Origin of the sequence: Pseudovibrio sp. WM33 (assembly GCF_001623165.1) — a bacterium.
Taxonomy (GTDB): Bacteria; Pseudomonadota; Alphaproteobacteria; order Rhizobiales; family Stappiaceae; genus Pseudovibrio.
In genome coordinates, this window is sequence record NZ_LMCK01000090.1 from 501,649 (window position 1) to 526,762 (window position 25,114).

At 53.0% G+C, this 25,114-nt stretch carries 24 protein-coding genes and 1 other RNA gene; 11 read left to right on the forward strand and 14 right to left on the reverse strand.

Annotation, left to right across the window (positions count from 1 at the left end; all coding sequences use genetic code 11):
• Positions 1-171: 171 nt before the first annotated feature.
• Together PsWM33_RS17570 and PsWM33_RS17575 are read right to left on the reverse strand one after the other, a co-directional pair.
• Positions 172-1,206, reverse strand: coding sequence for a peptidoglycan -binding protein (locus tag PsWM33_RS17570; protein WP_063301055.1), 1,035 nt, complete (start codon positions 1,204-1,206; stop codon positions 172-174).
• Positions 1,207-1,209: 3 nt separating this feature from the next.
• Complete coding sequence (locus tag PsWM33_RS17575; RefSeq protein ID WP_063301056.1) at positions 1,210-2,208, reverse strand: hypothetical protein; 999 nt, start codon at positions 2,206-2,208, stop codon at positions 1,210-1,212.
• 308 nt (positions 2,209-2,516) lie between these two features.
• Between PsWM33_RS17575 and PsWM33_RS17580 the strand changes: the two genes are divergently transcribed.
• The 3 genes from PsWM33_RS17580 (at position 2,517) to PsWM33_RS28485 (ending at position 5,335) form a co-directional block, all read left to right on the forward strand.
• A complete protein-coding gene (locus PsWM33_RS17580) occupies positions 2,517-3,230 on the forward strand; it encodes a hypothetical protein (protein ID WP_063298488.1) in 714 nt (237 codons plus the stop codon).
• A 305-nt stretch (positions 3,231-3,535) separates the two neighbouring features.
• Positions 3,536-4,423 (forward strand): IS110 family transposase, encoded by an 888-nt coding sequence (locus PsWM33_RS17585; RefSeq protein ID WP_063301057.1) that lies wholly within the window; start codon positions 3,536-3,538, stop codon positions 4,421-4,423.
• 591 nt (positions 4,424-5,014) lie between these two features.
• Positions 5,015-5,335, forward strand: coding sequence for a hypothetical protein (locus PsWM33_RS28485; protein WP_063301058.1), 321 nt, complete (start codon positions 5,015-5,017; stop codon positions 5,333-5,335).
• Positions 5,336-5,541: 206 nt separating this feature from the next.
• On the opposite strand, the gene PsWM33_RS17595 is transcribed toward PsWM33_RS28485, so the two are convergent.
• Positions 5,542-6,351, reverse strand: coding sequence for a metallophosphoesterase family protein (locus PsWM33_RS17595; protein WP_244276708.1), 810 nt, complete (start codon positions 6,349-6,351; stop codon positions 5,542-5,544).
• Positions 6,352-6,545: 194 nt separating this feature from the next.
• Between PsWM33_RS17595 and PsWM33_RS17605 the strand changes: the two genes are divergently transcribed.
• Positions 6,546-7,652, forward strand: a complete 1,107-nt coding sequence (locus tag PsWM33_RS17605; protein WP_063301061.1) for an Acg family FMN-binding oxidoreductase — start codon at positions 6,546-6,548, stop codon at positions 7,650-7,652.
• Positions 7,645-8,112 (forward strand): MarR family winged helix-turn-helix transcriptional regulator, encoded by a 468-nt coding sequence (locus PsWM33_RS17610; protein WP_063301062.1) that lies wholly within the window; start codon positions 7,645-7,647, stop codon positions 8,110-8,112. The genes PsWM33_RS17605 and PsWM33_RS17610 overlap by 8 nt, the downstream gene beginning before the upstream one ends.
• Positions 8,113-8,239: 127 nt before the next feature.
• Here PsWM33_RS17610 and PsWM33_RS17615 read toward each other — a convergent pair whose 3' ends face one another.
• Together PsWM33_RS17615 and PsWM33_RS17620 are read right to left on the reverse strand one after the other, a co-directional pair.
• Complete coding sequence (locus tag PsWM33_RS17615; protein WP_063301063.1) at positions 8,240-8,752, reverse strand: DUF2938 domain-containing protein; 513 nt, start codon at positions 8,750-8,752, stop codon at positions 8,240-8,242.
• Between the two features lie 96 nt (positions 8,753-8,848).
• On the reverse strand, positions 8,849-9,394 hold the full coding sequence (locus PsWM33_RS17620; RefSeq protein WP_063301064.1) for a TetR/AcrR family transcriptional regulator: 546 nt from the start codon (positions 9,392-9,394) through the stop codon (positions 8,849-8,851).
• A 130-nt stretch (positions 9,395-9,524) separates the two neighbouring features.
• On the opposite strand from PsWM33_RS17620, the gene PsWM33_RS17625 reads away from it, so the two are divergent.
• From PsWM33_RS17625 to PsWM33_RS17635, 3 genes are all read left to right on the forward strand, one after another.
• The gene (locus tag PsWM33_RS17625) at positions 9,525-9,938 is read left to right on the forward strand and encodes a putative quinol monooxygenase (protein ID WP_063301065.1); all 414 of its coding nucleotides are present in this window, start codon (positions 9,525-9,527) and stop codon (positions 9,936-9,938) included.
• Positions 9,939-10,179: 241 nt separating this feature from the next.
• Positions 10,180-10,605 carry a hypothetical protein gene (locus PsWM33_RS17630; RefSeq protein WP_208994612.1) on the forward strand — a complete coding sequence of 142 codons (426 nt, stop codon included), beginning with the start codon at positions 10,180-10,182 and terminating at the stop codon, positions 10,603-10,605.
• 22 nt (positions 10,606-10,627) lie between these two features.
• A complete protein-coding gene (locus tag PsWM33_RS17635) occupies positions 10,628-13,147 on the forward strand; it encodes a hypothetical protein (RefSeq protein WP_208994613.1) in 2,520 nt (839 codons plus the stop codon).
• Between the two features lie 138 nt (positions 13,148-13,285).
• On the opposite strand, the gene PsWM33_RS17640 is transcribed toward PsWM33_RS17635, so the two are convergent.
• The 8 genes from PsWM33_RS17640 to tkt form a co-directional block, all read right to left on the reverse strand.
• Positions 13,286-14,080: an inositol monophosphatase family protein gene (locus PsWM33_RS17640; protein ID WP_057461997.1), complete on the reverse strand. Its 795-nt coding sequence runs from the start codon at positions 14,078-14,080 to the stop codon at positions 13,286-13,288.
• A gap of 68 nt (positions 14,081-14,148) precedes the next feature.
• Positions 14,149-14,715 (reverse strand): elongation factor P, encoded by a 567-nt coding sequence (gene efp, locus PsWM33_RS17645; protein WP_057462058.1) that lies wholly within the window; start codon positions 14,713-14,715, stop codon positions 14,149-14,151.
• Between the two features lie 285 nt (positions 14,716-15,000).
• Positions 15,001-15,213: a hypothetical protein gene (locus tag PsWM33_RS28060; protein ID WP_208980557.1), complete on the reverse strand. Its 213-nt coding sequence runs from the start codon at positions 15,211-15,213 to the stop codon at positions 15,001-15,003.
• 179 nt (positions 15,214-15,392) lie between these two features.
• On the reverse strand, positions 15,393-16,475 hold the full coding sequence (locus PsWM33_RS17655; RefSeq protein WP_208994614.1) for a tetratricopeptide repeat protein: 1,083 nt from the start codon (positions 16,473-16,475) through the stop codon (positions 15,393-15,395).
• A gap of 4 nt (positions 16,476-16,479) precedes the next feature.
• Positions 16,480-17,121, reverse strand: coding sequence for a thiamine phosphate synthase (locus PsWM33_RS17660; RefSeq protein ID WP_063291524.1), 642 nt, complete (start codon positions 17,119-17,121; stop codon positions 16,480-16,482).
• Positions 17,122-17,334: 213 nt separating this feature from the next.
• On the reverse strand, positions 17,335-18,525 hold the full coding sequence (locus tag PsWM33_RS17665) for a phosphoglycerate kinase (RefSeq protein WP_063301067.1): 1,191 nt from the start codon (positions 18,523-18,525) through the stop codon (positions 17,335-17,337).
• 182 nt (positions 18,526-18,707) lie between these two features.
• Complete coding sequence (gene gap / locus PsWM33_RS17670) at positions 18,708-19,715, reverse strand: type I glyceraldehyde-3-phosphate dehydrogenase (RefSeq protein ID WP_057461993.1); 1,008 nt, start codon at positions 19,713-19,715, stop codon at positions 18,708-18,710.
• A 124-nt stretch (positions 19,716-19,839) separates the two neighbouring features.
• Entirely contained in the window at positions 19,840-21,840 is a 2,001-nt protein-coding gene (tkt, locus tag PsWM33_RS17675; RefSeq protein ID WP_063301068.1) for a transketolase, read from the reverse strand.
• Between the two features lie 556 nt (positions 21,841-22,396).
• Here tkt and PsWM33_RS17680 point away from each other — a divergent pair.
• A complete protein-coding gene (locus PsWM33_RS17680) occupies positions 22,397-22,693 on the forward strand; it encodes a DUF4164 domain-containing protein (protein ID WP_057461991.1) in 297 nt (98 codons plus the stop codon).
• Positions 22,694-22,698: 5 nt separating this feature from the next.
• Positions 22,699-23,136: a cell division protein ZapA gene (locus PsWM33_RS17685; protein WP_063301069.1), complete on the forward strand. Its 438-nt coding sequence runs from the start codon at positions 22,699-22,701 to the stop codon at positions 23,134-23,136.
• On the opposite strand, the gene nagE is transcribed toward PsWM33_RS17685, so the two are convergent.
• Positions 23,133-24,551, reverse strand: coding sequence for an N-acetylglucosamine-specific PTS transporter subunit IIBC (gene nagE, locus PsWM33_RS17690; RefSeq protein ID WP_063301070.1), 1,419 nt, complete (start codon positions 24,549-24,551; stop codon positions 23,133-23,135). The genes PsWM33_RS17685 and nagE overlap by 4 nt on opposite strands.
• 268 nt (positions 24,552-24,819) lie before the next feature.
• On the opposite strand from nagE, the gene ssrS reads away from it, so the two are divergent.
• Positions 24,820-24,979, forward strand: a non-coding RNA gene (ssrS, locus tag PsWM33_RS17695) — 6S RNA.
• Positions 24,980-25,114 lie beyond the last annotated feature (135 nt).

Here is a 25,114-nt window from a genome sequence, read left to right on the forward strand (position 1 = left end):
CTTGGCCGGGATGACGTCTCTTTGATGCTTCGCTCTTGAGAAAATTATAGTTTTGCTGGTTGAAGTCCCACTGCCGTCATGCCGGACGTAGCGGAGATCCGGTATCCAGAGAGAAAACAGGCGCTTGAGGGATGCTCAAGCGCCTGTTTTTTGATCTGTCTGTATCGCCCTTTACCGCTGTGTGAGTTTTAGCTCGATGCGGCGGTTTTTGGCGTTGGCCTCATTGGTGGTTCCCTCTTCGAGGGGTTGGAACTCGCCGAAGCCGGCGGCGACCAGGCGGTCTGGTTCTACGCCTCTGGCAATGAGGTATTTGACCACCGAGATTGCACGGGCGGCTGAGAGTTCCCAGTTGTCACGCAAGCGACCGGTGCCGGAGAGTGGGCGGGCATCTGTGTGGCCATCCACGCGCAGGACCCAGTTGATCTCGGCGGGGATTTGTCCCTCAAGTTCCAAAATGGCGCTTGCGAGGATATCCAGCTGGTTTTTGCCTTGCGGGTTGACCTCGTCATCACCGGAGGAGAACAGCACCTCGGACTGGAACACAAAGCGGTCGCCAACAACTTCAATATCAGAACGCTGGGCGAGGATTTCGCGCAGGCGGCCAAAGAAGTCTGAGCGGTAACGTGAGAGTTCCTGCACGCGCTGGGCGAGGGCCACGTTGAGCCGCTTGCCAAGGTCCGCAATGCGGGTCTGGCTTTCTCTGTCACGTGTTTCTGATGCGTCCAGTGCGTCTTCCAGCACGGCGATCTGGCGGCGCAGGGCGCTGATCTGCTGGTTGAGCAGCTCTACCTGTGCCAGAGCCTTATCGCTGATCTGCTGTTCGCCTTCCAGCTTTGCGCGCAGGGAGGCCAGTGCGCCACCTGCCTCGTCAATCTGGCCGGAGCGTTCGTTGAGCAGGCCCTGAAGACGATCCCGTTCACTTGCGGTCTGATCCAGCCCCAATTGCAGGGAGGAGATGGTGGATTCCAGATCTCCAACACTCGCCTTTTCCAGCGCCAGCAGCTCTGTGAGCTCTGCGATTTGGTGGTTGAGGCGGTTGAGAACCTTATCCCGGCCAGACAGCTGTTGGCTGAGGAAGAACTGCGCAATCATGAAAATGGAGAGCAGGAAGATGAACACCAGCAGGAGCGCGGACATGGCGTCCACGAAACCTGGCCAGTAATCCTCTGAGCTGTTTTGAGACCTGCGTGTGCGTACACCAGCCATGCTTTATTCCTTCTCCCGCTCTACCTCTGCGGTGAGCGTTTTCAGGAAGCGTTCAATCCGGCGCTGTTGCATGGACTGGGCCTCGGCCCATTCGCGCATCATCTTCTGCTCGGAGCGCACGTGCTGGACAAGGCCCTGAATGCCTTCTGCCAGTTTGCTCATGGCGGCGTTGGAATTGTCATCCGGCTCAGCGCCTTTTGTTTCCATGGACTTGCGCAGCTTGTCGAGCGTGATGCGCAGGTCCGCAGCCATATCGGCAGATGTGCCGTTGCCCAGTTCGTCCGGATCGATATCCGTTAGGGTGGAGAGCCAGTCTTCCAGCTCCTGATAGAAGCGGTTTTGGGCCTGTCCTGCCTGCAGGTCGAGGAAGCCCAGAACAAGGGAACCGGTCAGACCAAGCAAGGAGGAGGAGAATGCGATGCCGAGGCCGGTCATCTGTGCGGTGATGCCGGAGACCAGATCTTCAAACAGCACGTTTGCGTCGCCGCCTGCCGCGTTCAGCGTGCTGACGGTGGTTGCCACGGCGCTCACGGTTTGCATCAGACCCCAGAAGGTACCGACCAGACCGAGGAAGATGAGCAAGCGGGTGAGGTAGCGTGAAATCTCGCGGGATTCATCCAGGCGCATGCCGATGGAATCGAGCATGGAGCGCATGGTGGTTGGCGAGATGGTCATATCGCCTGCTTTGTTGCCAAGCAGAGTTGCCATTGGCGCCAGAAGGATAGGCGGACGGCGGACCTCAAGGCGTGGATCGCCGAGGCGGAAGCCGTTAACCCATGATACTTCCGGGAAAATTCGCAGGACCTGCCTGAAAGACAGAAGTATACCCAGTGCTGCGACGCCTACGATCAGGCCGTTCAATGCGGGGTTTGCCATGAAGGCTGCTGTGATTTGCCCGATCAGGACAAAGGCGATGAAGCCTGCCAGGACCAGAAAAATAATCATGCGCCACAGGTAAACCTGTGGGCTCGACAGACTGTAGGGATCGTAGTCGCGTGCCATTATCCTGCGTACATCTAAAGCAAAGCGGCTTCTCTTTGTCTGGTCAGACCAATCAAGCAGAACCCGCTTTAAAGTTAATGATGTCTTTAGATAACGCGATTTCCGGTTAATAGGAAACCGCAAATCGCTGCGATTGGGCAAGAAAAGCGTAAGTTTTTAAATAAGTCGCATTTTTGTGCGCGTGCTGCCGTGTTTTGGACGGGATGTGGTCATGGTGGGGGAGTTGTGCATTTTGTTGGAGCACAGGGTAGTTGTTACGCAGAAACATCCTGTAAAACTCGGTTAGTTACTATTTTGATGGATTTTCAATGCGCTTATTAGCCTGGGTCATATTTGCAATCGCATCTGGTTACATATTTTGGATGATGATCATTGTAGGGATTGTGTATTTGCAACTCCTTGATGGCTATGCATTGCATGTAACCTTCAAAAACTACCCATGGGTAGATTATGTCTCTGCCTTTGGGACGATTTTTGCGGCCTTTGGTGCTGTTGCCGCTGCTCTCATCGCTTTGTTTCTTGAACGGGTTCGATCTAAACGAGAGGCAGAGGCGAAGCGCTCAATGTCTTCGTTTTATCTTTCTGATATTTGCTTATATTTGGAAGCGTTATTTAATGCCTATCAAGATCTTTGGGTGCTTGCTCATGATCAGAGAGAGCCGACTTTATCATGTTTGGTAAGCCATGAGCTAATCAGAGAAGCTAATTTTAGAGTGCCTGATTTTCCGAGAGACAGTGCCGATAAGTTGGCACAAGCGGTCGTTTTTTACAGCGTAGAACAAGCAAAAGCAGTGCAAATCTTCAGCAGCATTCAATCAATGCATACACGTGCTTCAAGCATGATGATGCAAACTGATGATTGGGGGTACTCTTTGTTGTCTGACGTTGAAGAGATCGCGTCTGTTTATTCGTCTGTTTGCTCTCTCTTTGACTGGGCCAGGAGGAAGAAGAATGGGTACGGAAAAGTTCCGTACCCATTGGAGAACGCATTGCTTAACATGGGAGCGAATGAGCAAATTTAAGCTGCACTCGCGAAGTTTTAGAATGATACCCAAAGTAGATCGTAAAGGTCGTGACTGGTGTGAATATAGATCCCGGATCTTCGCTATGCTTCGCCCGGGATTGTTAGTGGGTGTGTGTGTTAGGGTGGAGTTGGTCTCCCGAACCGCAATTCCGGGAGACCAGTGGCAGGCGTCCGAGCCGGGATCGGGCTTTCACCCGCTGTCATCAAGGCTCTCTGCCGCTTCCTTTTCCCGCTTGGAGAGTTGATTGGGCCGCTGCTTGCACGCCCGCAAACAATCCGAAGCACGATCAGGGTATCACTCCTATGACCTTTCTTAAAACCATTCCTTCCTGTGTTATCGGCATTGATGTTTCAAAAGATACGCTGGCATTGTGTGAGCATGGCAAACAGACAGTCCAGGTGATTGCCAATGCCTCTCGCTCCATTCGTCAACTGTTGGCACAATTGAGGCCAGATACATTGGTGGTGCTAGAGCCCACCGGTGGCTATGAGGCCCTGTTGGTCAGTGAGTTATGTGCAGCGCAGATTGCATGCCACCGTGCTGACACGCTGAAAGTCAAAGCCTTCGCAAGGTCTTTCGTCCGCCTTGGCAAAACCGATGGTATCGATGCTAAGGCACTTGCTGCCTATGGAGCTGACCGTTGGCGGGGCCTACCTCTTTATGAGTTGAGTGATAAACATCAAAGTGATCTTGCTGCACTGGTGGCCCGTCGTCAGGATCTGATGGATATTCAGGTGGCGGAAAAGAACAGGGTTCAGGCTCCCGGATGTGCCAGTGTCAAACACTCCTGCAAGATTGTCCTGGCCTGCATCAGGCGCCAGCTTGAACGGCTCGACCAGCTGATCGAGAGCCTTATTCAGAACAATACGGATCTGTCTGAGCGAATGGTGGTGTATCAATCCTTACCCGGTGTCGGACCGCGCACGGCCATTGCTTTATTGGCAACCATGCCGGAACTGGGATCCCTCACACGCCGACAGGCTGCTTCTCTGGCAGGACTTGCGCCGCATCCAATGACAGCGGTACATTGCGAGGATATCGGAAGATGCGTGGTGGACGGCCAGAAGTACGCAAGAACCTGTTCATGGCCGCCTTATGTGCCTCTCGCCTTAGCGGGCTACTTCGTGATTTCTATCAACGTCTTACTGCAAATGGCAAGAAGCCCATTGTCGCCATATCAGCCCTCATGAGAAAGATAATCGTCATCCTAAATGCAAGAATGAGAGACAAAATTACTGCAATGAGTTGATGACACCGTGGGGGGCGTTGTTGACAGTCGGCAGTTTGTTAGCGAGGCAATGTCTGTTGTTGTAGCCTGAGAGCTATGTCCCTATCGTCATGCCGGACAAGCGTAGCGCTGTTTCGGTATCCAGAGCCGTATTGTGAGGTTTGCGCGTGGGGCTCTGGTTCCCGCGTCGCACTTCGTTTGTGCGGGATGACGGCGGTGGGTTAGTGGTGATGCAGGGGGATGACAATCCTCTCGTTACGCACACTTGCTAGAAGTTGCAGTTTGGCAAGGTGCGTGATTCATTCCACATTCATTTGTGAGGCTTTGAAACCTCTCAGTGCGGTATACGCTCCCGTAATTGGCGGATTTTTGTGCTTTTATCTAAGCGCGCGAAGCCTTTGCTATGAGCGGGAGGGCGGTGAATACAACACCTCCTTCGGGAGGGAATAAACTCGCCTGTCGTTGTCAGGTTTCGAATCTCCCGCTCGCCAGCGGGCCGTCGAAAGCTCGTTTGTCTTGCGGTCCTTCAATAGCCAACAACGAGGCTTTGAATATGACCGACTCCGCATGCGCGTGTAGCGCCACAAATACTCTTCAGAATGAAATTGACGAAGTAGCCATTGCTGTCTCGGACTTGCAGAACCTTGCGTATATTCAGCAGCTTGTGCTGTGTGAGAGGATGCAGGAACCGAGTGGGCGGGATGCTTTGCTCACTTTGCATTATGCCTTTCGAGAGTGCCTGGAGGCTTTAGAACAGGCTTGCGGAACACTATCCAAAGCGCATCTCCACACGAAGCCAGCGGGTGCTTTGCGGGGATTCGCCGGGAGCGGTGTCGCTCATCCGCAGCCAATAAACCTGACAGTGCCTTCCTGATCCGATCACTGTGATCGGCACCTGAAGGACGGGTTGCAAAAGCTGTTCACCTGTTCGTTGAACTGCTTTTGCGTATCTTTATCCGAAAACCGGATGTCACTTTTCGGCGATACGCATATACACCCTTGCGCGGCCCTCAATGAGTGTCCTGCTGGTCTGCGGAACTGTCATCCTTCCGTAGGCCAGTGCTTTGCTGTGCTTGGGGACTACTTGTGGGTGGGGATGAAGTCGAATAGGTCCCAGCCGTCGGTGGTGGCGGTGATGAACTTCATGTCCGTGCCTTCCAGCACGGCGCAGGTGAGGCGGCCTGAGGCGTAGGCTTCGGTGTCTACGTCGAGCCGGTTGGAGCGGCGGTCTATGTGTTCGACCGGGGTGTGGCCGTGGACGACGAAGACGCCGAAGTCCTCCTGAGAGTCGAGGAAAGGGCCGCGGATCCACATGAGCTCCTCAGCGCGTTGTTCTTCCAGCGGTACGTCTGGGCGGATGCCTGCGTGGACGAACAGGTAGTCTCCGCATTGGTAGTGGAGTGGCAGAGATTCGAAGAAAGTTTCGTGCAGCTTGGAGAGGTTTTCCTTGAAGATGGTCTGCACGCTTTCTGCGCCTGCTGAGCCCATGAGATCGTGAATGGAAAGGCCGTAGGAGAGCAGGGTTTCTGTGCCGCCCAGATCCTCCCAATGGTAGAGCGTGCCTGCGTCTTGCAGAAACTCCAGAAGCGAGGCTTCGTGATTGCCTTTCAGACAGATCTGGCGCGGGGTGCGGTGGTGGTGATCGACAAGGAAATCGATGACGCCCTGACTGTCCGGGCCGCGGTCGATGTAATCGCCAAGAAAGATGGAGACCGGGTCCGTGATCGGGCGGTTTTTCAGGTCGCTCTCAATGGCTTTGCCCATGACTTCCAGCAGGTCGAGCCTGCCGTGAATGTCTCCCGTCGCGTAAACGCGTGTCCCTTCCGGAAGAGTTGGATGGGTGTTTTGCATGGTCGTCCCGTTCCAAATGCTTGTCTGTGTCGCGGTCATTGGTGGTCCAATCTACTTTAAGAAAACGAATGAGGAGCAAACCCACAGCCTCAATTTGTTGGCTTTGGAGCTGTGGGAAGTGGGCAAGTTGATGGGTGTTGAAAATTGGTTCAATGAAAATAGTTCGATATCGCACTTGTTTTATATGTGGTGTTATGCTTATAGTTCGATATCGCACTAAATGGAGTTGAACGATGAAGCTTTCCAGACGCAAGATGATTGGCCTTATGGGTGGTGGTGTGGTTGTGGCAGCGACTGCCTCGGCTGGTGTATTTCTGGCGACCCGTCGTCCAACGCGGGCGCTGGCTCCCTGGGAGACTGCGGGCGCTTACACTGAGCCACGGATGAAGGCGTTGTCCTACGCTTTGCTTGCGCCTAACCCTCATAACCGTCAGCCGTGGGTGGCTGAGCTGCGCGGAAGCAACATGCTGGCCATTTACCGTGACAAGAGATTGAACCTGCCAGAGACTGATCCGTTTGACCGCCAGCTGACCGTTGGCATGGGTTGTTTTCTGGAATTGTTGCGCATGGCTGCTGCGGAAGATGGGTACGATTTGCAGATGGAGCTGTTTCCACTGGGAGAAGATGGGCCCGTTGCAACAGCTTACTTTGCGAAGGGGGGCACACCTGATCCGCTGTTTGCGCATGTTTTTGAGCGGCATACCAACCGTAACGCTTATAAGGATATGTCTGTTTCAGCAAAAGCGCAGGCGGTTTTGGCTGACTATGCGACGATCAAAAGCGACAAGGCGGAGGTTGCGGCCTTGCGGAAGCTGACGTGGGACGCGATGGATGTTGAACTGACAACGCAACGTGTGATGATGGAAAGCGTTGATCTGATGCGGTTTGGTAAAGCCGAGATTGAAGCGAACCCGGATGGCATTGCGCTGAGTGGTCCGTTTTTGGAGAGCCTGATGCTGGCTGGGATGTTGAGTCGCGAAGATCAGGCAGATCAGACCAGCTCAAGCTTTCAGCAGGGACGGGATATGATCCGGGATGCGATGAACGCGACACAGGCGTATGCGGTGGTCACCAGTCTGGGCAATTCGCGGGTCGATCAGATTAAAGCAGGGTATGACTGGATCAGGTTGCAACTGGCAGCTACTGGATTGGGCCTTTCCATGCAGCCGGTTAGTCAGGCGCTGCAGGAGTTTCCTGAAATGGCAGAGCATTATTCTGCGGTGCACGAAATGCTGGCAGGTCCGGGTGAGACTGTTCAAATGCTTGCGCGATTGGGGTATGGTCCCAAAATTGATCCCAGCCCGCGCTGGCCTTTGGAAACACGAGTACCGAATGTCTGACGATACCCCCTCCCAAGATCTGACGCCCTACTTTTCTATGTTTGTTGAGGTGGGGATTATAAACCAGATCGGCTCTGCGTTTTTGGAAGCGCGGCTGCCAAAGGGCCTTCTGGTTTCGCATTTCGGGGTGACCAGCCATTTGAGCCGCGGATTTGATGGGGCCACTCCGCTGGAACTGGCCCGGTCGTTTCAGGTTGCGAAAACAACCATGACGCATACGCTGAGCGGGTTGGAAAAGCACGGCTTTGTGGAACTGCGCCCCAATCCAGATGACGGGCGCTCCAAGCGGGTGTGGCTGACACCAGAGGGGCGGCAGTTTCGTGATGATGCTGTGCAGCAGCTGGAGCCGCTGTTTCAAAAGCTGGCCGAGCGATTTTCACCTGAGCAGGTCTCTGCCTTCTTGCCGGGCATAAGTGAATTTCGTGCGGTGATTGACCAGTTGCGGGATGAGGAGAAGTAGCAGCAGGTGTTGCTGCTCTTCGTGTCTTGGAGTGTGTTGCGTTCATATGTAGTCACGCAACAATCTCTAACTCTTTGTTTTTGCGTATTCTTATCCGAAAATCGGAGTCGTTTTTCAGGAGCGCGCTCTAAGATGTTGCTCCAGTTACCAGCAACAGGCTGAGGCAAAGCCCGGTGAAGTATAGGCCCAGCCCAAATGAAAGATGGGCGATGAGACTTCTTATTCTTGCGATTGTTGGGGCTGGTGTTTTGGAGGCGGCAACTCCAAAACCGAATGCTGGTTGCATGAAGAAGAAGGGGAACCCCACTGAAAGCAGGCCAATTAAGAACGGCATCAGGATGGTTGGATTTTGAAGCCAGTTTGGTCCGGTTAGGGCAAGCAAAACGAGCGCAAATACAGCACCGATGACGTAATGAGCGATCCAGCCGATGGAGCGTTCAAACGGCTGTGGAGGGCTCTGCATGATGTTCTGATGCTGGAAACGCCCGCGCAACATGCTTAGCATCCAACGGCCAACCAGCCGGTAATCCAGGGCGGGAATAGCGAAAAACCGAAGTCGCACCCAGGCGACCAGATCCATGAAAATTGTTGCGCCAATGCCAAGTAGGGCAGCATTGATCAAAAGACTTGTTGTGTGCACGGTTTTACCTTTCCTGATAGGGAGTTGGCGGCACCGTGCCACTTCAAGTCGACTTGAGGTCAAGAGAATTCTCTAGATTTTGATGGATAATATTTCTCAGGTTAACAGTGCTATTAAGCCTGCCTTTTGGGTGTTCAGGAGGGTGAGAAGTTGGGTCTCATCCCGCGCGTGATCGCGAATTCCAAGTGAGGAAAGCACCAGATATTCTGCGAGTTGCTCAGCGCTGTGTCCCTGAAAGCTATAGTGCGCCAGCATTTCGGCACAGGCGGTGATGTTGGTTGCTTGTGCTTCCAGTGTGGCCGCTTTGCCTTCTGCATTGAACCCACCGATCATGTCTCTTGCATCAGGAGATGCGGTGATGACCTTGAAGGATGGGATGATGGAGTGCTTGTAGTAGGCGCTTAGTTTGTCCTCCAGAGTTTCCAGAGCGGACCATTCTTTTTGCACGGCTGCCAGAGACTGGTTAGAAAAGTGCCTGATGGAGGCGCACAGGATCTCGTTTTTATTCTTGTAGTTTGAATAGACTGTCTGGCGCGCAACGCCTGCCTCTGACGCGATGTCGTGCATGCGGGTGCGGTTTACGCCAAAGCGCATGAAGGCCCGCACGGCGGCTTCCAGAATCTTCTCTCGCAAATTTTCCATATTGGCATCTTGACAAAAAATGTCATTTTGTCAAGAATTACAAAAATACGAAAAATGTCATTTTGTAATTTACGGAAGAACGCTTCCTACATGGGCATGCAAAGCTTTGGAGCTGAAGAGGACATCGAGAATGGAAAGACGCGCCGTATTGCAGGCACTGGCTGCAAGCATCGTGACTGGCATGGTGCCAGGTCATGTTTTTGCTGCTGCACAGAAATTGGAACAGAAGGATAGAGCTATGATTATTGTCACTGTCGAAGTTGAGTTTGAAGACAATCAGATCCAGCAAAAACTTGCTGCTGTTCAGCAGATGGATGCGGCAACTGCTGAAGAAGCTGGATGTATTTCCTACAAGTCTTCTCTGGATGCGACCAATCCGAACATCCTGAGAATCTATGAGATGTGGGAGAGTATGGATGCTCTTATTCCGCACTTCCAAACGCCACATATGGCAGCGTTTCAGGCAGAACTTAGCTCGTTAAAATCAAAAGGCATGACGGCGAAAGTCTTTGAGGTCAGCAAAGAACTGCCGTTTCCAAACTAACTGGCAGGCCGTCTGGATCAGCTTGCACGCAGGATTGAGGTTTAAGCTGATCCAGAGCTTTCGAATTTAGGTTATTTTATTTCAATGATTTCAATTTTAGGGAAATAAAATATCAATTTCGTCGTTTGGTTGTGCTCTTCGATACACTTGGTGCTTAGGTGCTTCTTTACGCTTGTTCTGTTCGCTTTTGCTTCATGCAGTTGTTTGGGAGAGCATTTTGGAGCGATGTCAGGAAACGGAATTGCAAGACCTATTTGATGGTTTGGCGGCGGGGCTTCAATTGCCTGCTCTAGCGCCGAATACTGCGGGGCAAGTTGCCCTTCACTCTGATGAGCATCATCTTACGACATTGATTTCGGCGCGGTTTCAGGAACGGCGCTATGAGGTGCAGCTGGAAGCTGATGTCTTTCCAGAAAATGATCTGGAGATGCCTCAACTGAAAACTCTGCTGGCTCGTGTGGGCCAACTTAACTCCTGTGGCCTGATACTCGATGCTCAGCAGCGATACGCTGTGCGGCAACACCTCCTTTTGCAAATGACTGACCCGGTTGAACACCTGATGGAGGCTTTGAAGAGCTTTATTGGTGAGGCATTGCAGCTGCGCCATTCATTGGTCAACGCCGGAGACGCAGAAAGCCAGTGGTCCTCAGAGCATATTTTGGTCTGAGTGGTTTGGGAGGGACGCCACGATGAGGAATACCGGAATATCAACGCAGGTCAACACGGCCAGTTCAAATGTTAGTCAGGCTTCCGAGCAAACAGGGGTTAGGCCGGAAAGGGCGCGGTCCAATACTCAGTCTGCTCGGATGCCTTACCGGCTTTGTGCAGTGCCTGTTGCTGGTGGGCATGAGCGGCGGGCGCCTCAACAGCAGGGCAGGGTTTCTTTGGCAAGTTTTCAGCCCCGGCGTGTTCCTGCTTCTGGCGTGTCCGGGCAAAATGCACGGTCAGAAGCAGGGCAAGGTATCTCCTCCATGGAGCGAGCGCTGCTGGATGCTCGCCTTAAACTTCAGCCTGTTCAGCGTGATTATCTGGGCCAGACGGCCCGGTTTGGCGACAAGGTTGCCGGCGTAGGTGCTGAGAACCGGATGCTGCAGGAGCTGCAGGCCTTTGCGAAAGACCCGAGCTTGCTGACGAAAGAGCGGGCTGCAGAGCTGCATAAGCAGTTGGGGGCTGTGTCGTTCTCTGACCCTGAACAGGCTGAGACCAAACAAACTCTGGTCGATCACTTCAAAAGGGTTGCACGAGGCGCGACGCCGAACCGGCAGACTGTGCGGGTTCTGCGTCCAGTTGTTGAAGATTTGCAGCGCCACATTGAGGACAGACAACCCGCGCTTGATCGGGCGTTGGGTGGTGGCAGGGCGCAGTCGCAGCTGCGTGCCAGCCAGAGCGAATGGAATGAAGTCCGGACCAAGCAGCTTTCTGAGGTTGAGGGTGGGCAGGACAAGGACGCCGGGTACCATCCCTCCCGTGTGACTGCACGAGGAGCCGCTGTTGAGGGCGTACAGACAGAGGGGCTTGTGAGGAATGTTCTGGGCAAGTTTCCTCACAATGTCACGCCGCTGATCAACGGTGCTGTGAATGGCCGTGCGGAGATTTTTCGTGGCGAAATCCCGATTACGGACGGGGTTGCCTATGGCCGCTTTGGGTTTACCAGCTTCTATTATGCTTTGGGGGCGATCCAGAGTCTGATCTCTGCACGCTCTGCTTACACCAGCATGAAGGCCGCAGATGCAGCGCTGGATACTTTTCACTCTGAAGGGTCCCAGTTTATTGAGGCGCAAAAGGACATTGCTGAAGTGGCTGCGTTGTCCCGCATGGTCAAGGATGTGCAGAAGGGCGGTGGTTCTCCTCTGACATTGTTGGATACGTTGGCTCAGGCGGTCAAAGCAGGCAAGGTTTCCCAGAGAGGGCTTGGAGTTGCCTTGCGTGGGGTGTTTCCTGAGTTCTCGCCGCGTGCGACTGCTGCTTTGGAGGCTTACGTCAAAGCTGAGAAGGGAACTGCTGGAGAGACTGAGTGTCTGACCACTTTGCGCAATGAAGTGGCGCTGCATTACGGTGAGAGTTCCACCAGTGATAGCGCGCATTTGAAAGGCGGCCTGGATCATCTTGAGGGTGCGCTTAAGCTGAAGATGCGAGAGGCTGATCGGGCCCACAAAGCGTTGACCGGGCTTGTTGCCAATTACGGCAAGAACGCCGAGTTGGCGAAGGCCATGCGGGATGACTACCACAAACAGATGCATGTGAATATTTTCTCTGCTGAAGTGTGGGGACTTGCCATGGTCGCTGATGGCATGGCGATAGCGGAAAGAGCGCTTTCCTCTAATGTTGAGGGGATTTCTCTGGTCACGACAGGGTTAGGCTATGCCGCTGGCACTGTTGGTGCGGGCGTTGGTGTGCTTGCGGTTGGTCTGTCGGCTTATGATGCCAGTGTCACGGCTATCAAAGCTTTCAAACACCACCAGACCGGCAAAAAAGCCAAGGCACTGCATCGCTTGTTCTCAGAGCGACAGGAGGTACCAGTTTCAGGACTGGACGGGTCGCGAAAGGTTTCGCAACCGCGGGACGCGGAGCTGGCGCTGATTACGAAGACCATTGCGAACAACCAGTCCAAAGCGCGAAATACCAAGATTGGTAAGGCAGTCTTGTCTGCGGTTGATGGGCTTGGGTTTGCTGCGCTGACTGTAGGTGGCGTTGCGGGTGTTGTTGCGACGGCCACTGGTGGTGTAGCGGCTGCTGGTGTCGCAGCAGCGGCTGGGCCGGTTGGGGCTGTGATTGGCGGGGCATTTGTTTTGGGCTCTGTTGCCTTTGTGGCTACGCGGTTGATCAGGTGGGGCGTGCACCATTATCAGAGCAAGCAGCTTCAGAAGGTGATTGCTGGTGACCAGCAGGCCATGCAGAAATATGCGCGAAAGCACAATATTACGACTGGTCAGGGTGGGTCTGCGCGGCGAAGTACTGTTGTGGCGGAGATCAAGAGACATGCCATTGATACGCTGACCAAGCACAGCACGAAGTTTGCTCTGCACCGGTTCTATCAGAGGCTCACTCAGGAGATTTCACAGGTAGACAGGGCGCACTGGGATCAGTCAGCCGCTATTGCTGTGATGAAGTGTTTCTTTGACGAGCCTGCGCAAATTCAAGCGATTGCGGGCTTGAGTGAGGATGCAGCTGTGAAGGTGCTTGCGAAGAAGTTTCAGGTGCGGATGTAGGCTTTAGAGTATGTTCTTATCTGAAAACCGGAGCCACTTTTCGGGAACATGCTTTAGAGAATAACAAAAAAGGCAGCTTGCCGGAGTGGTCCGGAGCAAGCTGCCTTTTGGAATTCTTAGGCTTGGGTGCCGTAAAGCTTATGCTTTGGCTTTTGCAAGCAGTTCACGCATCTGGAGGTGTGTGAACTCGTTGCCTGCGATGATGGAGCGGGTTTCGAACATATCGTCCTTGCCGTTGGCATCGGACACGAAACCACCAGCTTCACGCACCAGCAGAACACCTGCTGCCATGTCCCAAGGATGCAGACCGTTTTCCCAGAATGCATCGAGGCGACCAGAGGCAACCCATGCCAGATCCAGTGCAGCTGCACCAGCGCGGCGGATGCCTGCAACTTCGCCCATCACGTGGCGGATTTCCTTCAGCGCGCGGCCATGGTCGCCAACGCCGATGAATGGAATGCCGGTGCCGATCAGGCAGTCGGTCATGTCTTTACGTGCTGCAACGCGGAGGCGGCGGTCATTACAGAATGCGCCAGCGCCTTTTTCTGCGGTGTAGAGCTCATCCATGATCGGGTTGTAGATCACGGCTGCTACGATCTGACCTGCGCGTTCCAGAGCGATGGAAACACCAAAGATCGGAATACCATGAAGGAAGTTTGTTGTGCCGTCGAGCGGGTCAACGATCCAGCGGTGCTGACCGTCTGTGCCTTCGATCTCGCCGGATTCTTCCATCAGCAGGCCGTAGGTCGGGCGTGCTTTTTGAAGGTCTTCACGAACGATTTTTTCTGCTTTGTGATCTGCCTGGGAGACAAAGTCACCTGGGCCCTTGCGGGATACTTGCAGGTTTTCAATTTCGCCGAAGTCCCGTGCCAGAGAGCGACCAGCTTTTGTCGCAGCCTGAACCATTACGTTTAGAAGGGCCGTACGTGCCATTTTTTATTCACCGTTCCTGAATGGGTAATAAGGCAACCGTATGCTGCCTCATCTTTATTGCTTTAAGATTATTTCTCTGCGCGACGAACGTATTCAACGGAGTCGGTGTCTACAATGATCTTCTCACCAGAGGTGATGAATGGAGGCACCATACAACGTACGCCGTTTTCCAGAACTGCTGGTTTGTAAGAGGAAGACTGGGTCTGGCCTTTTACAACTGCGTCAGCTTCTACGATTTCCAGAGTGACATGGGTTGGGAGAGAAATGCCGATTGGCTTTTCTTCGTGCAGTTCAACAGTAACGGTCATGCCGTCCTGCAGGAAAGCTGCGCGCTCACCAACGAATTCCTTCTGGAGTTCGAGCTGCTCATATGTTTCGTTATCCATGAATACCAGCATGTCGCCTTCTTCATAGAGGAACTGGAAGTCTTTCTGCTCAAGGCGAACACGCTCAACGGACTCAGTTGCGCGGAAGCGTTCGTTCAGTTTGCGACCGTCGAGCAGGTTTTTCATTTCGACCTGAGCGAATGCGCCGCCTTTGCCTGGCTTCACGTGCTGAACTTTAACCGCAGCCCAAAGTGTGTCCTGGTGCATAAGCACGTGGCCCGGCTTAATTTCGTTGCCATTGAGTTTCATAGAACTACCAATCAGTTTGATAAGTTCAGAGTATGTCGCGTTCACTTGGATTGACGCGCCACATTCTTAACTTTTGTTTTCATGCGTATCCTGATCTGAGGTCCAGTTGGTCCTTGTCAGGGATATGCTTTAGCAAAGGCTGGCACGGATTGGCGCTGGGCCTAGGATCGCAGCCTGTCTGGAGGTCTGTGCAACATAATTTCGCGCGATTTTCAAGGAAAAAGAGCGGATGCTCACCGTGAACCTACATTCCGGTGCATATCCACAAGGTTAGTGCGGACAACCTTAGGGCTTTTTATCGCTTCTGCGCTTGGTAATCTGTTCAACAAAGACGACGCTGAGAACGAAAGTCGCCACCTTGCCCAGCCCAGCTATTGCGGTGGTAGCGCCAATATCAAGTAAGCCAGTTCTGACCATTTCACCAAATGTCAGAAATGAAATTACACCAATTCCTAAGGCTAGCGCCAAGCGACTGATGAATATACTTATTTGCTTCATGGGTTTTCTTTTGCGATTAAAGTACCAGAGTATTTTAATCGCCTGACGTTGCGCGAAGCTGGGTGTTGGTAAGTTGATGGTGGTGTGTGTTGGAGTCTACCTGTCCTTCTATACTTAGACTGGAGATAATTTTACATAAAAACTCATCGGTTTTTCATCAAGAGGATTGCGGTTAAGCGTTAGCGAGTTGGCTGGAGAACTGGAGAGGCACCGATTTTTATTCCAATTTCTGCCGCACGTTTGCTGGCTTGCTCTTGCTGTTCCAGAGAAAGCGAATTGGAAATCGCTTCCAACTCACTGTCCAGAATGCCCTGACGGCCTGCGTGGAACTGCCAGGCAGAGGCTTCAATCAGATCAACCGGTCGCCCACGGCCATTGGCGTAGATGCGGGCGAGGCGGTTCATGGCGATTGGGTTGCCTTTGGTTGCTGCGCGCTCGAACCAGTCTGCCGCTTCAGTCTCATTTGGGACAAGGCCTTCGCCTTTGAACAGCAGGGTTGCGTAGTAAATCTGCGCAGGGACCAGTCCGCGGCGGGCGGCTCGGCCCATCCAGAAGGCCGCGCGCAGGGGATCGCGGATTTCCTCCGGACCATCCTTCAGGTAGATGCCAAGTTCCAGCATGGCATCTGCGTCGCCGGTCTCTGATGCGCGTTCCAGCAGGTCTTTGATCTGCTTGGGATCATTCGGACGGACTTTGCCTTCCTGATGCAGGAGGGCGAGATTGTAGAGTGCTTCGGGGATGTTGACAGCAGCAGCTTTTTCCAGTTGCTGGGCTGCCTTGTCCTTGTCAACTGTTGTGCCGGCACCTGCCAGATAGAGCAGGCCGAGGCGCAATGCTGCTTGCGGATCGCCATCATTTGAGGCGAGTTCATACCAGCTTGCGGCCAGTGGTAGATCCTGAGGGACACCTCTGCCGGATTCGTAAAGCACGCCGAGCAGTGTCTTGGAGCTGGTGATGCCAGCTTCTGCCTGACGGGTTGCCAGTGCCAGAGCTGTCAGATACCACCCGCGCTGGAATGCACCATAGGCCGGATCGCCTTTTATAGTCTCCGGCGTTGGAGCAACCTGCGGAATGAATGGTGCTTTTGAAAGAGGAGAGGGCAGCAGGATTGATCCGTTTGGATTATACGGATCAACAGTTCTTGCGCCTTGAGGTGTGGTTCCACCGCTCGGAGTTGTTTGTGCAACAGCCATGCCCTGTAAGCCGAGCAGACCGGTCACAGCTGCGACAGTTACGAGTTTGATAGAACCAGACAACTTCAAGATATCAGTCCTCAGCTTCTGCCAGTGTGTGTGTTGAGAGGATTGCATTGGCCTGCTCAACAGCTGCTTTTGGCCCTTCAGGGTGATTCCAGACAGCTTCACGTACTGCTACGAATTCAGCGCCAGTTTGGGCTGCGGTGTCAACTGAGGAAACTGAGGTGCCCGCCAGGATGACACATGGCGTTTCGAACACTTCAGACCACCAGTGCCCGTAGTCCAGTGATTTACGATGTGGCTCTTCTTCCTGATTGAGTGAAAGCAGGCCGAAGAACATGTAATCGACGCCCATAGAAGCAACAGTCATCGCTTCGTGGCGTGTTTTGATGCCAGCGTGCCCGATGATGCGGTCTTCCGAGAAGGACTGCATGGCTTCTTCCAGATCCTTGTCAGAACCGGAAACGTGCAGGCCATCTGCGCCGGAGCGACCCATGATCTGGGTGTTGTTTTCAATCAGAACAGCAACTTCTTTGGCCTGTGCCAGTGGCACCAGACGCTTTGCAGCCGCCTGCAGGTCGCTTTCGTTTGCGTCCGGCATGGAGATCAGCAGGCTCGCAATGTCGCCACCTTCCAAAGCTTGATTGAGTTGTCCTTCGAATTCGTCGAGGTCAAAGGTTGGCGGTGTGACAAGATACAGACGCGGATGCACTGAGGTTGCTCCTGATAAAATTCCAGTAAAAAGAGATCATGGCGGTAGTGTAACCTACGTCAAGCCTCTGGCCCATTCATTGGGATAAGTTCTAAACAGCGTCTTGATCTCTTTTTCAAGAGGCTGTGTCAAATTCTAGGCAAAAGCGAGAATAAAACGAAAAGAGGGACCAAAAAGGCCCCTCAATCCATAATAATGTAAGAACTAACTGTCTTATGCTTCCAAAGCAACAACGCCAGGTAGTGCTTTGCCTTCCAGCCACTCAAGGAATGCGCCGCCAGCAGTGGAGATGTAAGAGAAGTCTTCACTTGCTTTTGCGTGGTTGAGGGCTGCAACGGTGTCACCGCCACCAGCAACAGTTTTCAGCTTGCCTTCTTTGGTGCGTGCTGCTGCATGCTGTGCTGCTGCAACAGTTGCCTTGTCGAATGGTGCGATTTCGAATGCGCCGAGAGGACCGTTCCAAACGAGTGTCTTCGCGGTGTCGATTTTTGCTTTCACAACTTCGATGGACGCTGCGCCAACATCGAGCATCATTGCGTCTGCAGGGATTGCATCGAGAGCAACAGTTTCGTTCTTGGTGTTGGCTGCAAATTCCCATGCAACAACAGCATCTGTTGGCAGAACGATTTCGCAGTTTGCTTTTTCAGCTGCCGCCATGATGCGGATTGCTGTGTCAGCCAGATCGTGCTCGCACAGGGATTTGCCAACGTTCACGCCTTTAGCCGCGAGGAAGGTGTTCGCCATGCCGCCGCCGATGACCAGGATGTCTACTTTAGACACGAGGTTTTCGAGCAGGTCGATCTTGGAGGAAACCTTTGCGCCGCCAACAACTGCCAGAACCGGACGCTCAGGCGTGGAAAGTGCGGAACCGAGTGCTTCCAGCTCTGCCTGCATGGTACGGCCTGCGAATGCAGGAAGCAGCTTTGCAATGCCTTCGGTGGAACCGTGCGCGCGGTGTGCTGCTGAGAATGCATCGTTTACATACAGATCGCCGTTTGCAGCCAGTGCTTTTGCAAATTCTGGATCGTTCTTTTCTTCACCAGCATAGAAACGGGTGTTTTCCAAGAGCAGAACGTCGCCGTCAGCCATTGCATCAACGGCAGCTTTGGCTACGTCACCGGTGCAATCAGTCGCGAAAGCAACTGGTTTGCCAAGCAGGTCAGCAACAGGGCCAGCAACAGGCGCGAGGCTCATCTCTGCAACGACCTGGCCTTTTGGACGGCCAAAGTGTGCGAGAAGGATGACTTTGCCGCCAGCCTCGGAGATTTCGCGGATGGTTGGCAGGACGCGTTCGATGCGTGTGGCATCGGTAACGATGCCATCCTTCATCGGGACGTTGAGGTCTACGCGGACGAGAACACGTTTGCCGGAAAGCTCGACATCGCTAAGAGTTTTGAAAGACATAAAAATCTCCGGAATTTCTGTCTGTGACCTTATACTGGTCGACTTACTTACAGAAAGACTTTGCGGAGTTCGTGATCAAATCTATGGGAGACATCGCACTGAATGGTGCGGCTCAGGGATTGGATCACTCCGCACTGGTATATGTGAGAAAAAAGGGCCGCTTAAAAGCGGCCCCTTTCTGATTAGATGAGCTTTGCCATCGCAACAGCGGTGTCCGCCATGCGGTTGGAGAAGCCCCACTCGTTGTCGTACCAGGTGAGGATACGAACCATTGTGCCTTCCATGACCTTGGTCTGGTCCATGTGGAAGATGGAAGAGTGTGGGTCGTGGTTGAAGTCGCAAGAAACGTTTGGCACTTCGGTGTAACCAAGAACGCCCTTCAGTTCGCCTTCAGCCGCTGCTTTGATTGCTGCGTTGATTTCTTCTACGGAAGTTTCTTTCTTCGCGATGAAGGTCAGGTCAACAACAGAAACGTTTGGAGTAGGTACGCGGATTGCAACGCCGTCCAGTTTACCAGCCAGCTCAGGCAGAACCAGGCCAACAGCCTTAGCGGCACCTGTGGAGGTTGGGATCATGGAAAGAGCTGCTGCGCGGCCGCGGTACAGATCCTTGTGCATTGTGTCGAGAGTAGGCTGATCACCGGTGTAAGAGTGAACGGTGGTCATGAAGCCTTTTTCGATGCCAACCAGTTTGTCCAGAACGTAAGCTACCGGAGACAGACAGTTGGTGGTGCAAGATGCGTTGGAAACAACCAGATCTTCAGAAGTCAGGGTGTCGTGGTTTACGCCGTAAACGATTGTTTTGTCAGCGCCTGCTGCAGGAGCAGAAACCAGAACGCGCTTTGCGCCAGCTTCCAGATGCAGGGAAGCTTTTTCTTTTGCGGTGAAGATGCCGGTGCACTCCAACGCAACGTCGATACCCATTTCACCCCAAGGCAATTCTTTAGGATCACGGATAGCGGTTACTTTGATTGGACCACGACCACAATCGATTGTGTCGCCGTCTACGGTCACTTTTGCAGGGAACTTGCCGTGTACGGAGTCAAACTGCAGCAGGTGTGCGTTCGTTTCAACCGGGCCGAGGTCGTTAATTGCTACAACTTCAATGTCGGTACGACCGGATTCAATGATTGCACGGAGAACATTACGACCAATGCGACCAAAGCCATTGATGGCTACCTTGACTGCCATTTAAGAACCTCTTTCGGTACGGCGCCTTAAAAAACGCCCTCGTTTTATATATTCGCCAGCTCTTGCCGGCCGTCTTCTGAGAGGCCTCTGGCTGAGAGGAGCCAGAAGCTTCATTTAGTCAGCTTTAGGCGTTATCGCTATCGCCAAGGCGCTTTTCTGCCTCTTGGACCACTGCATCAGCAGTAATCCCGAAATGCTCATAGAGCTCCTGGTAAGGGGCGGAGGCACCAAATCCTGACATGCCTACGAAACCACCATCAGAACCGACAAAGCGATCCCAACCCATACGAACGCCCGCTTCCACAGCGATCTTCACCGGACTACCACCAATGATGGCATTCTTATATGCGTCAGATTGTTGCTCGAAGAGTTCGAAGCTCGGGACGGAGACCACACGGGTTGCAATTCCCTTGCCGTCGAGCTCTTTTTTCGCGTCGACTGCGATCTCAACTTCGGAGCCGGTTGCGAACAGAGTAACGGTCGCTTCTTCTTCACAGTCAGCGATGATGTATGCGCCTTTGGCACACAGGTTTTCGCTTTCGTAGTGAGGACGAAGAGACGGCAGGTTCTGACGGGTCAGAGCCAAAACGCTTGGATTATCAGTGGCTTTCATTGCCAACTGCCAGCATTCCAGGGTCTCAGTGATGTCCGCTGGGCGGAAGAACTGCAGATCTGGGATACAACGTAGAGCAGCGAAGTGCTCCACAGGCTGGTGTGTTGGACCATCTTCACCCAAACCGATGGAGTCGTGGGTCATTACGTGAATGACGCGTTGCTTCATCAGGGCTGCCAGACGCAGAGACGGACGGCAGTAATCGGAGAAGATCAGGAAGCCACCAGAGTAGGGGATAACTCCGCCGTGCAGGGCCATACCGTTCATTGCTGCAGCCATGCCGTGCTCACGGATGCCCCAGTGAATGAAGCGGCCGGAGAAATCGTCCGGAGTAACTGGTGGTGTATGTTCGGTGTTGGTGTTGTTGGAACCAGTCAGGTCAGCAGAGCCACCGATGGTTTCAGGCACAGCACCTGTGATCACTTTCAGAACAGTCTGGGACGCCTTACGGGTCGCCATTTTTGGCTGGGTGTCTGCAAGCTCTTTCTTGTAGGCGTCGATTGCTGCGTCGAAGCCGGATGGCAGGTCGCCACGGCAACGGCGTTCAAACTCGCCACGCTGCTCAGGGTTTGCTTCGTTGAAGCGCTGTTCCCACTCTTTACGAGCGTTTGCGGAACGCAGACCTGAGATGCGCCATGCATCGAGAACGTCGCTTGGTACTTCAAACGGCTCAGCAGACCAGCCAAGAGCTTCGCGGGTTGCTGCAATTTCTTCAGCGCCCAGAGGAGCACCGTGCACTTTGTTGGTGCCGGACTTGTTTGGAGACCCGAAGCCGATTGTGGTTTTCGCCGCAATCATTGTTGGCTTGTCGCTCTTGCGAGCTTCGGTCAGCGCTGCTTCGATTTCTTCCGGATCATGACCATCGATTGAGATGGTGTTCCAGCCAGATGCCTTGAAGCGTGCAATCTGATCGGTGCTGTCTGACAGATCTACGGAACCATCAATGGTGATGCCGTTGTCGTCCCAGATGAGGATCAGTTTGTTCAGCTTGAGGTGACCTGCCAGAGAAATAGATTCCTGAGAGATACCTTCCATCAAGCAACCGTCACCTGCGAGAACGTAGGTGTAGTGGTTTACGAGATCTTTGCCGAAACGTTCTTCCTGCAGACGTTCAGCGATTGCCATGCCGACTGCGTTGCCAAGACCTTGACCGAGAGGACCAGTGGTGGTCTCGATGCCTGCGCCATGACCGTATTCCGGGTGGCCGCATGTCCGTGCGCCAAGCTGGCGGAACTGCTGAAGCTGTTCAATGGAGAAGTCTTCGTATCCCAGCAGATAGAGTGTGGAATACAGCAGCATGGATCCGTGCCCTGCGGAGAGCACAAAGCGATCGCGGTCTGCCCATTTCGGGGAGTTCGGATCAAACTTCAGAAACTTGGAAAACAGGACCGTTGCGATGTCAGCTGCACCCATTGGAAGTCCTGGGTGGCCAGATTTTGCTTTTTCAACGGCATCCATTGAAAGAAAGCGTATCGCATTCGCCATGCGAGAGTGCTTTTCGAGATCGGTCATCTTATTCCCGCTGTCGACCCGGCAGGGCAGCCGGTTCTTTACTAATAGCTAGTGTAAATTCGATGACAGTTGCCATAGTCTTTGCCCCAGACTAATGCGAATTGGCAGTTGTCCACGAACGAATAACGGAAGGAGACATAGCAGGTCAGAAAGTTGAGTCAATGAAACTGAGCTCTTCTGGTGCCGTTAATTGCGTAAGTTGAGCGCTTTTGAAATTTGAATAGCATTTGTCAACATAAGTTATGTTGCCAAGGTCTCTTTAATGAGTGAATTTGCTTAGCGTAAAATGCGTGTTCATTAGATTTTTATGGTGGCGAAGCTTGTATTTTGTTCACGAATGTTGCGTCGGGTAATTTTCCGAGTCGAAGACCTTTGTAAGTTCTGTAATCACTGATAAATGAGATGGTTCTCGCACATTCCTAAGATATGATGTGAATAAAGCTCGACGATTCCCTCCAGCTAATGGATAATTGTCTTCCGCTTCCCTAGACGGGATTAGGTCGGGTTGCCATCTCCCAATGGTAACTGATGTTTTGGTGAGTACGGATACAGGTAGATGTCAGAGGTGAAGATGGATAGTGGGCAAGATCTGGATCATGCGCTGGATCGTATTACTGCCTCCATCACGAAGCTTGAGGGGGCGATTCATCGCAGGACGTCCCGTGACAAGACCCTTGATGCGTTAGAAAACGACTTGCAGAGAATTGGTGAGGATCGAACACAGCTGGCATCAAAGCTTGATCAGGCCGAGGCGCGTGGTTCGCGACTTGAAGATGTCAACAAAGATGTTTCCCGCCGCCTTGTTGCTGCCATGGAATCCATTCGTACTGTTCTCGACGGACAGGAGAGCTAAGATCAATGGCGCAGATTACAGTTACAATCAATGATCGCAGCTTTCGCATGGCGTGTGATGATGGTGAGGAAGAACGGCTTCTCGGTCTTGCTCAGCGTTTTGACGACAGCATCAGTAGCCTGAGAGAGAACTTTGGTGAGATTGGCGATCAGCGCTTAACCGTGATGGCGGGCATCATGGTGACGGATCACCTTGCCGAAGTTGAGCGGAAATTGCGTGCCGCTGAGGGGCGTATCGAAGAACTCGGGAAAGCTGAGGCTTCTGTTGAAGAGCGCCTGGCTGCGCAAGAGCAGCGTTATCTGAGCCGCATTGAAGAGCTCGAACAAGAGCATCGTGAGAAAGAAGCCAGAATTGTTGCGCGCCTGCTGGAAAGCGCAGACAAGATTGAGCAGCTGAGCACTGATATGGACAGCGAGCTGCGCGAAGACGAAAGCGCCGCTTAAGACTTTTTTGTTTCTTCTTTTATCTCGCCTGCCAGTTGGTCCGCTATTGGGCCAACAACCACCTGGACTGAGCCAGAAGCAGGTTTGATGACTCCGTGAACGCCGAGTTGCTTCAAAGCCGCTTCATTTATGGCATCACTATCTACCACTTTCAGGCGCAACCGGGTTGCGCAGGCATCTATTTCCAAAAGATTGGCTGAGCCACCCAAGGCTTCCAGATAAGCATGCGCTTTGCTGTTTGTTGCGGATAGGTTGTCCGCTGTTTTATCCACTTTTTCAGTTTCACGACCCATGGTCTTCAGGTCAAAGAGCTTAATGGTTGCCACGAACAGAAAATAGTAGATGGCGAAGAATGCTGCTCCAACCGGGATTAACAGGAGTGGTTTCGTGGAGATGCCGTAGTTGATCAGGTAATCAAACAAACCTGCTGAAAAACCAAAACCCAGCTTCACGCCCAGCACGTTCATTACAACCATCGAGACGCCCGTGAGGATTGCGTGGATCACGTAAAGTGCAGGAGCCAGGAACATAAAGGCAAACTCGATCGGCTCAGTGATGCCGGTCAGGAATGACGTGAGCGCCATAGAGAGCAGTATGCCTCCTACGACTTTGCGATTTTCTGGCTTTGAGCAATGGTACATGGCAAGGCATGCGGCGGGCAGCCCAAACATCATGACCGGGAAAAAGCCGGCCATGTAGGCTCCGGCGGTTGGATCTCCCGCGAAAAAGCGGTTCAGGTCGCCGGTGACAACATCTCCTGAGGCGGTGATATAGTCGCCCAGAATGAACCAGGCGATGTTGTTCAGGATGTGATGAAGGCCTGTGACGATCAGTAACCGGTTCAAAGCGCCATAGAGGAACAAGCCCACATCACCCATATGCGTGATTGTGTTTGTGAGGGAGATTAGAGCTCTGTCAAACCAAAGCCAGCCATAGCCAAAGAGGGCGGCAACGAGCAGTGCCGCCATACCGGTCACGATGGGTACAAAGCGGCGCCCTCCGAAGAAGGCTAGGTAATCAGGAAGTTTGATATCCCGGAATTTGTTGTAGAGCAGGCCTGCCGTGATGCCCATGATGATCCCGACCGGGACTGCAATACGGCCTTCCATCTTGAGAGCTTGTTCTTGGCTGAGCCCTGCTAGTTCAACAGCGCCTTGTTGTGCAATGAGAAAGCCGACCAAACCCGCCAGAGCTGCTGCACCGTGGTTCTCCTTGGCAAAGCCAACTGCGATACCTACGGCAAACAGCATGCCCAGATTGGCGAAAATTGCACTCCCGGCAGAGGCAACGAAGGGAAGATCAAGAAGATCGGCTTGTCCGATGCGCAGGAGGATCGCTGCGACTGGCAGCACTGCAATTGGCAGCATTAAGGATTGCCCGAGCTTCTGAACGCCTGCAAACGCATTGTTTGACATTCAACTTTCCTTCCTCTCGATAAAACCCAGGGGCCTTGAAGTCCGACTTCCTCTTCATGTGTCTTTATTTACGCGAAAACTATGAAGAAGCTGCAGAACATGACCCTGCGTTATGAAAGGTTCTCTGTGATCGAGTTAGTAATCTTAAAAAAGCACTCGCATATGGGCTGGTGATATTTGTTTATGACAGTGGGTTACGCTTGATTTAATGCGAAGGTTGGATCTGAGGGGCTGGTAATTTTATTCGCTCTGGCCTATATCACCCATTGCGTTGCTGCGCGGTTCGTCAGGAGACACATATCCCCGGGGCCTTACGCATTCCTTTGGGAGCTGTTCCTTCCCTCGCTCGTGGGCTTGGGGACACGGCACCCACCTACATAGTAGGTTCTCCGGGATTGCACACTCTCCAACGGCTGTTGTGGCGCGCTCTTATCTTTTTGTTTTCCTCTCTCATTTCAGTGATGCTCTCTTGCTTTGCGATTTTTCGCAGGCTGCATCATAATGCGCATCGTTCATGCGTATTGTGTCCCGAAAAGCGATCCAATCCTTTCGGAAATGCGCCA

Bases quoted from the DNA above. Each gene is read 5' to 3' on its own strand.
- PsWM33_RS17570 (WP_063301055.1), bottom strand. From the start codon at position 1,206: ATGGCTGGTGTACGCACACGCAGGTCTCAAAACAGCTCAGAGGATTAC.
- PsWM33_RS17575 (WP_063301056.1), bottom strand. From the start codon at position 2,208: ATGGCACGCGACTACGATCCCTACAGTCTGTCGAGCCCACAGGTTTAC.
- PsWM33_RS17580 (WP_063298488.1), top strand. From the start codon at position 2,517: ATGCGCTTATTAGCCTGGGTCATATTTGCAATCGCATCTGGTTACATA.
- PsWM33_RS17585 (WP_063301057.1), top strand. From the start codon at position 3,536: ATGACCTTTCTTAAAACCATTCCTTCCTGTGTTATCGGCATTGATGTT.
- PsWM33_RS28485 (WP_063301058.1), top strand. From the start codon at position 5,015: ATGACCGACTCCGCATGCGCGTGTAGCGCCACAAATACTCTTCAGAAT.
- PsWM33_RS17595 (WP_244276708.1), bottom strand. From the start codon at position 6,351: ATGACCGCGACACAGACAAGCATTTGGAACGGGACGACCATGCAAAAC.
- PsWM33_RS17605 (WP_063301061.1), top strand. From the start codon at position 6,546: ATGAAGCTTTCCAGACGCAAGATGATTGGCCTTATGGGTGGTGGTGTG.
- PsWM33_RS17610 (WP_063301062.1), top strand. From the start codon at position 7,645: ATGTCTGACGATACCCCCTCCCAAGATCTGACGCCCTACTTTTCTATG.
- PsWM33_RS17620 (WP_063301064.1), bottom strand. From the start codon at position 9,394: ATGGAAAATTTGCGAGAGAAGATTCTGGAAGCCGCCGTGCGGGCCTTC.
- PsWM33_RS17625 (WP_063301065.1), top strand. From the start codon at position 9,525: ATGGAAAGACGCGCCGTATTGCAGGCACTGGCTGCAAGCATCGTGACT.
- PsWM33_RS17635 (WP_208994613.1), top strand. From the start codon at position 10,628: ATGAGGAATACCGGAATATCAACGCAGGTCAACACGGCCAGTTCAAAT.
- PsWM33_RS17640 (WP_057461997.1), bottom strand. From the start codon at position 14,080: ATGGCACGTACGGCCCTTCTAAACGTAATGGTTCAGGCTGCGACAAAA.
- efp (WP_057462058.1), bottom strand. From the start codon at position 14,715: ATGAAACTCAATGGCAACGAAATTAAGCCGGGCCACGTGCTTATGCAC.
- PsWM33_RS28060 (WP_208980557.1), bottom strand. From the start codon at position 15,213: ATGAAGCAAATAAGTATATTCATCAGTCGCTTGGCGCTAGCCTTAGGA.
- PsWM33_RS17665 (WP_063301067.1), bottom strand. From the start codon at position 18,525: ATGTCTTTCAAAACTCTTAGCGATGTCGAGCTTTCCGGCAAACGTGTT.
- gap (WP_057461993.1), bottom strand. From the start codon at position 19,715: ATGGCAGTCAAGGTAGCCATCAATGGCTTTGGTCGCATTGGTCGTAAT.
- tkt (WP_063301068.1), bottom strand. From the start codon at position 21,840: ATGACCGATCTCGAAAAGCACTCTCGCATGGCGAATGCGATACGCTTT.
- PsWM33_RS17680 (WP_057461991.1), top strand. From the start codon at position 22,397: ATGTCAGAGGTGAAGATGGATAGTGGGCAAGATCTGGATCATGCGCTG.
- PsWM33_RS17685 (WP_063301069.1), top strand. From the start codon at position 22,699: ATGGCGCAGATTACAGTTACAATCAATGATCGCAGCTTTCGCATGGCG.
- nagE (WP_063301070.1), bottom strand. From the start codon at position 24,551: ATGTCAAACAATGCGTTTGCAGGCGTTCAGAAGCTCGGGCAATCCTTA.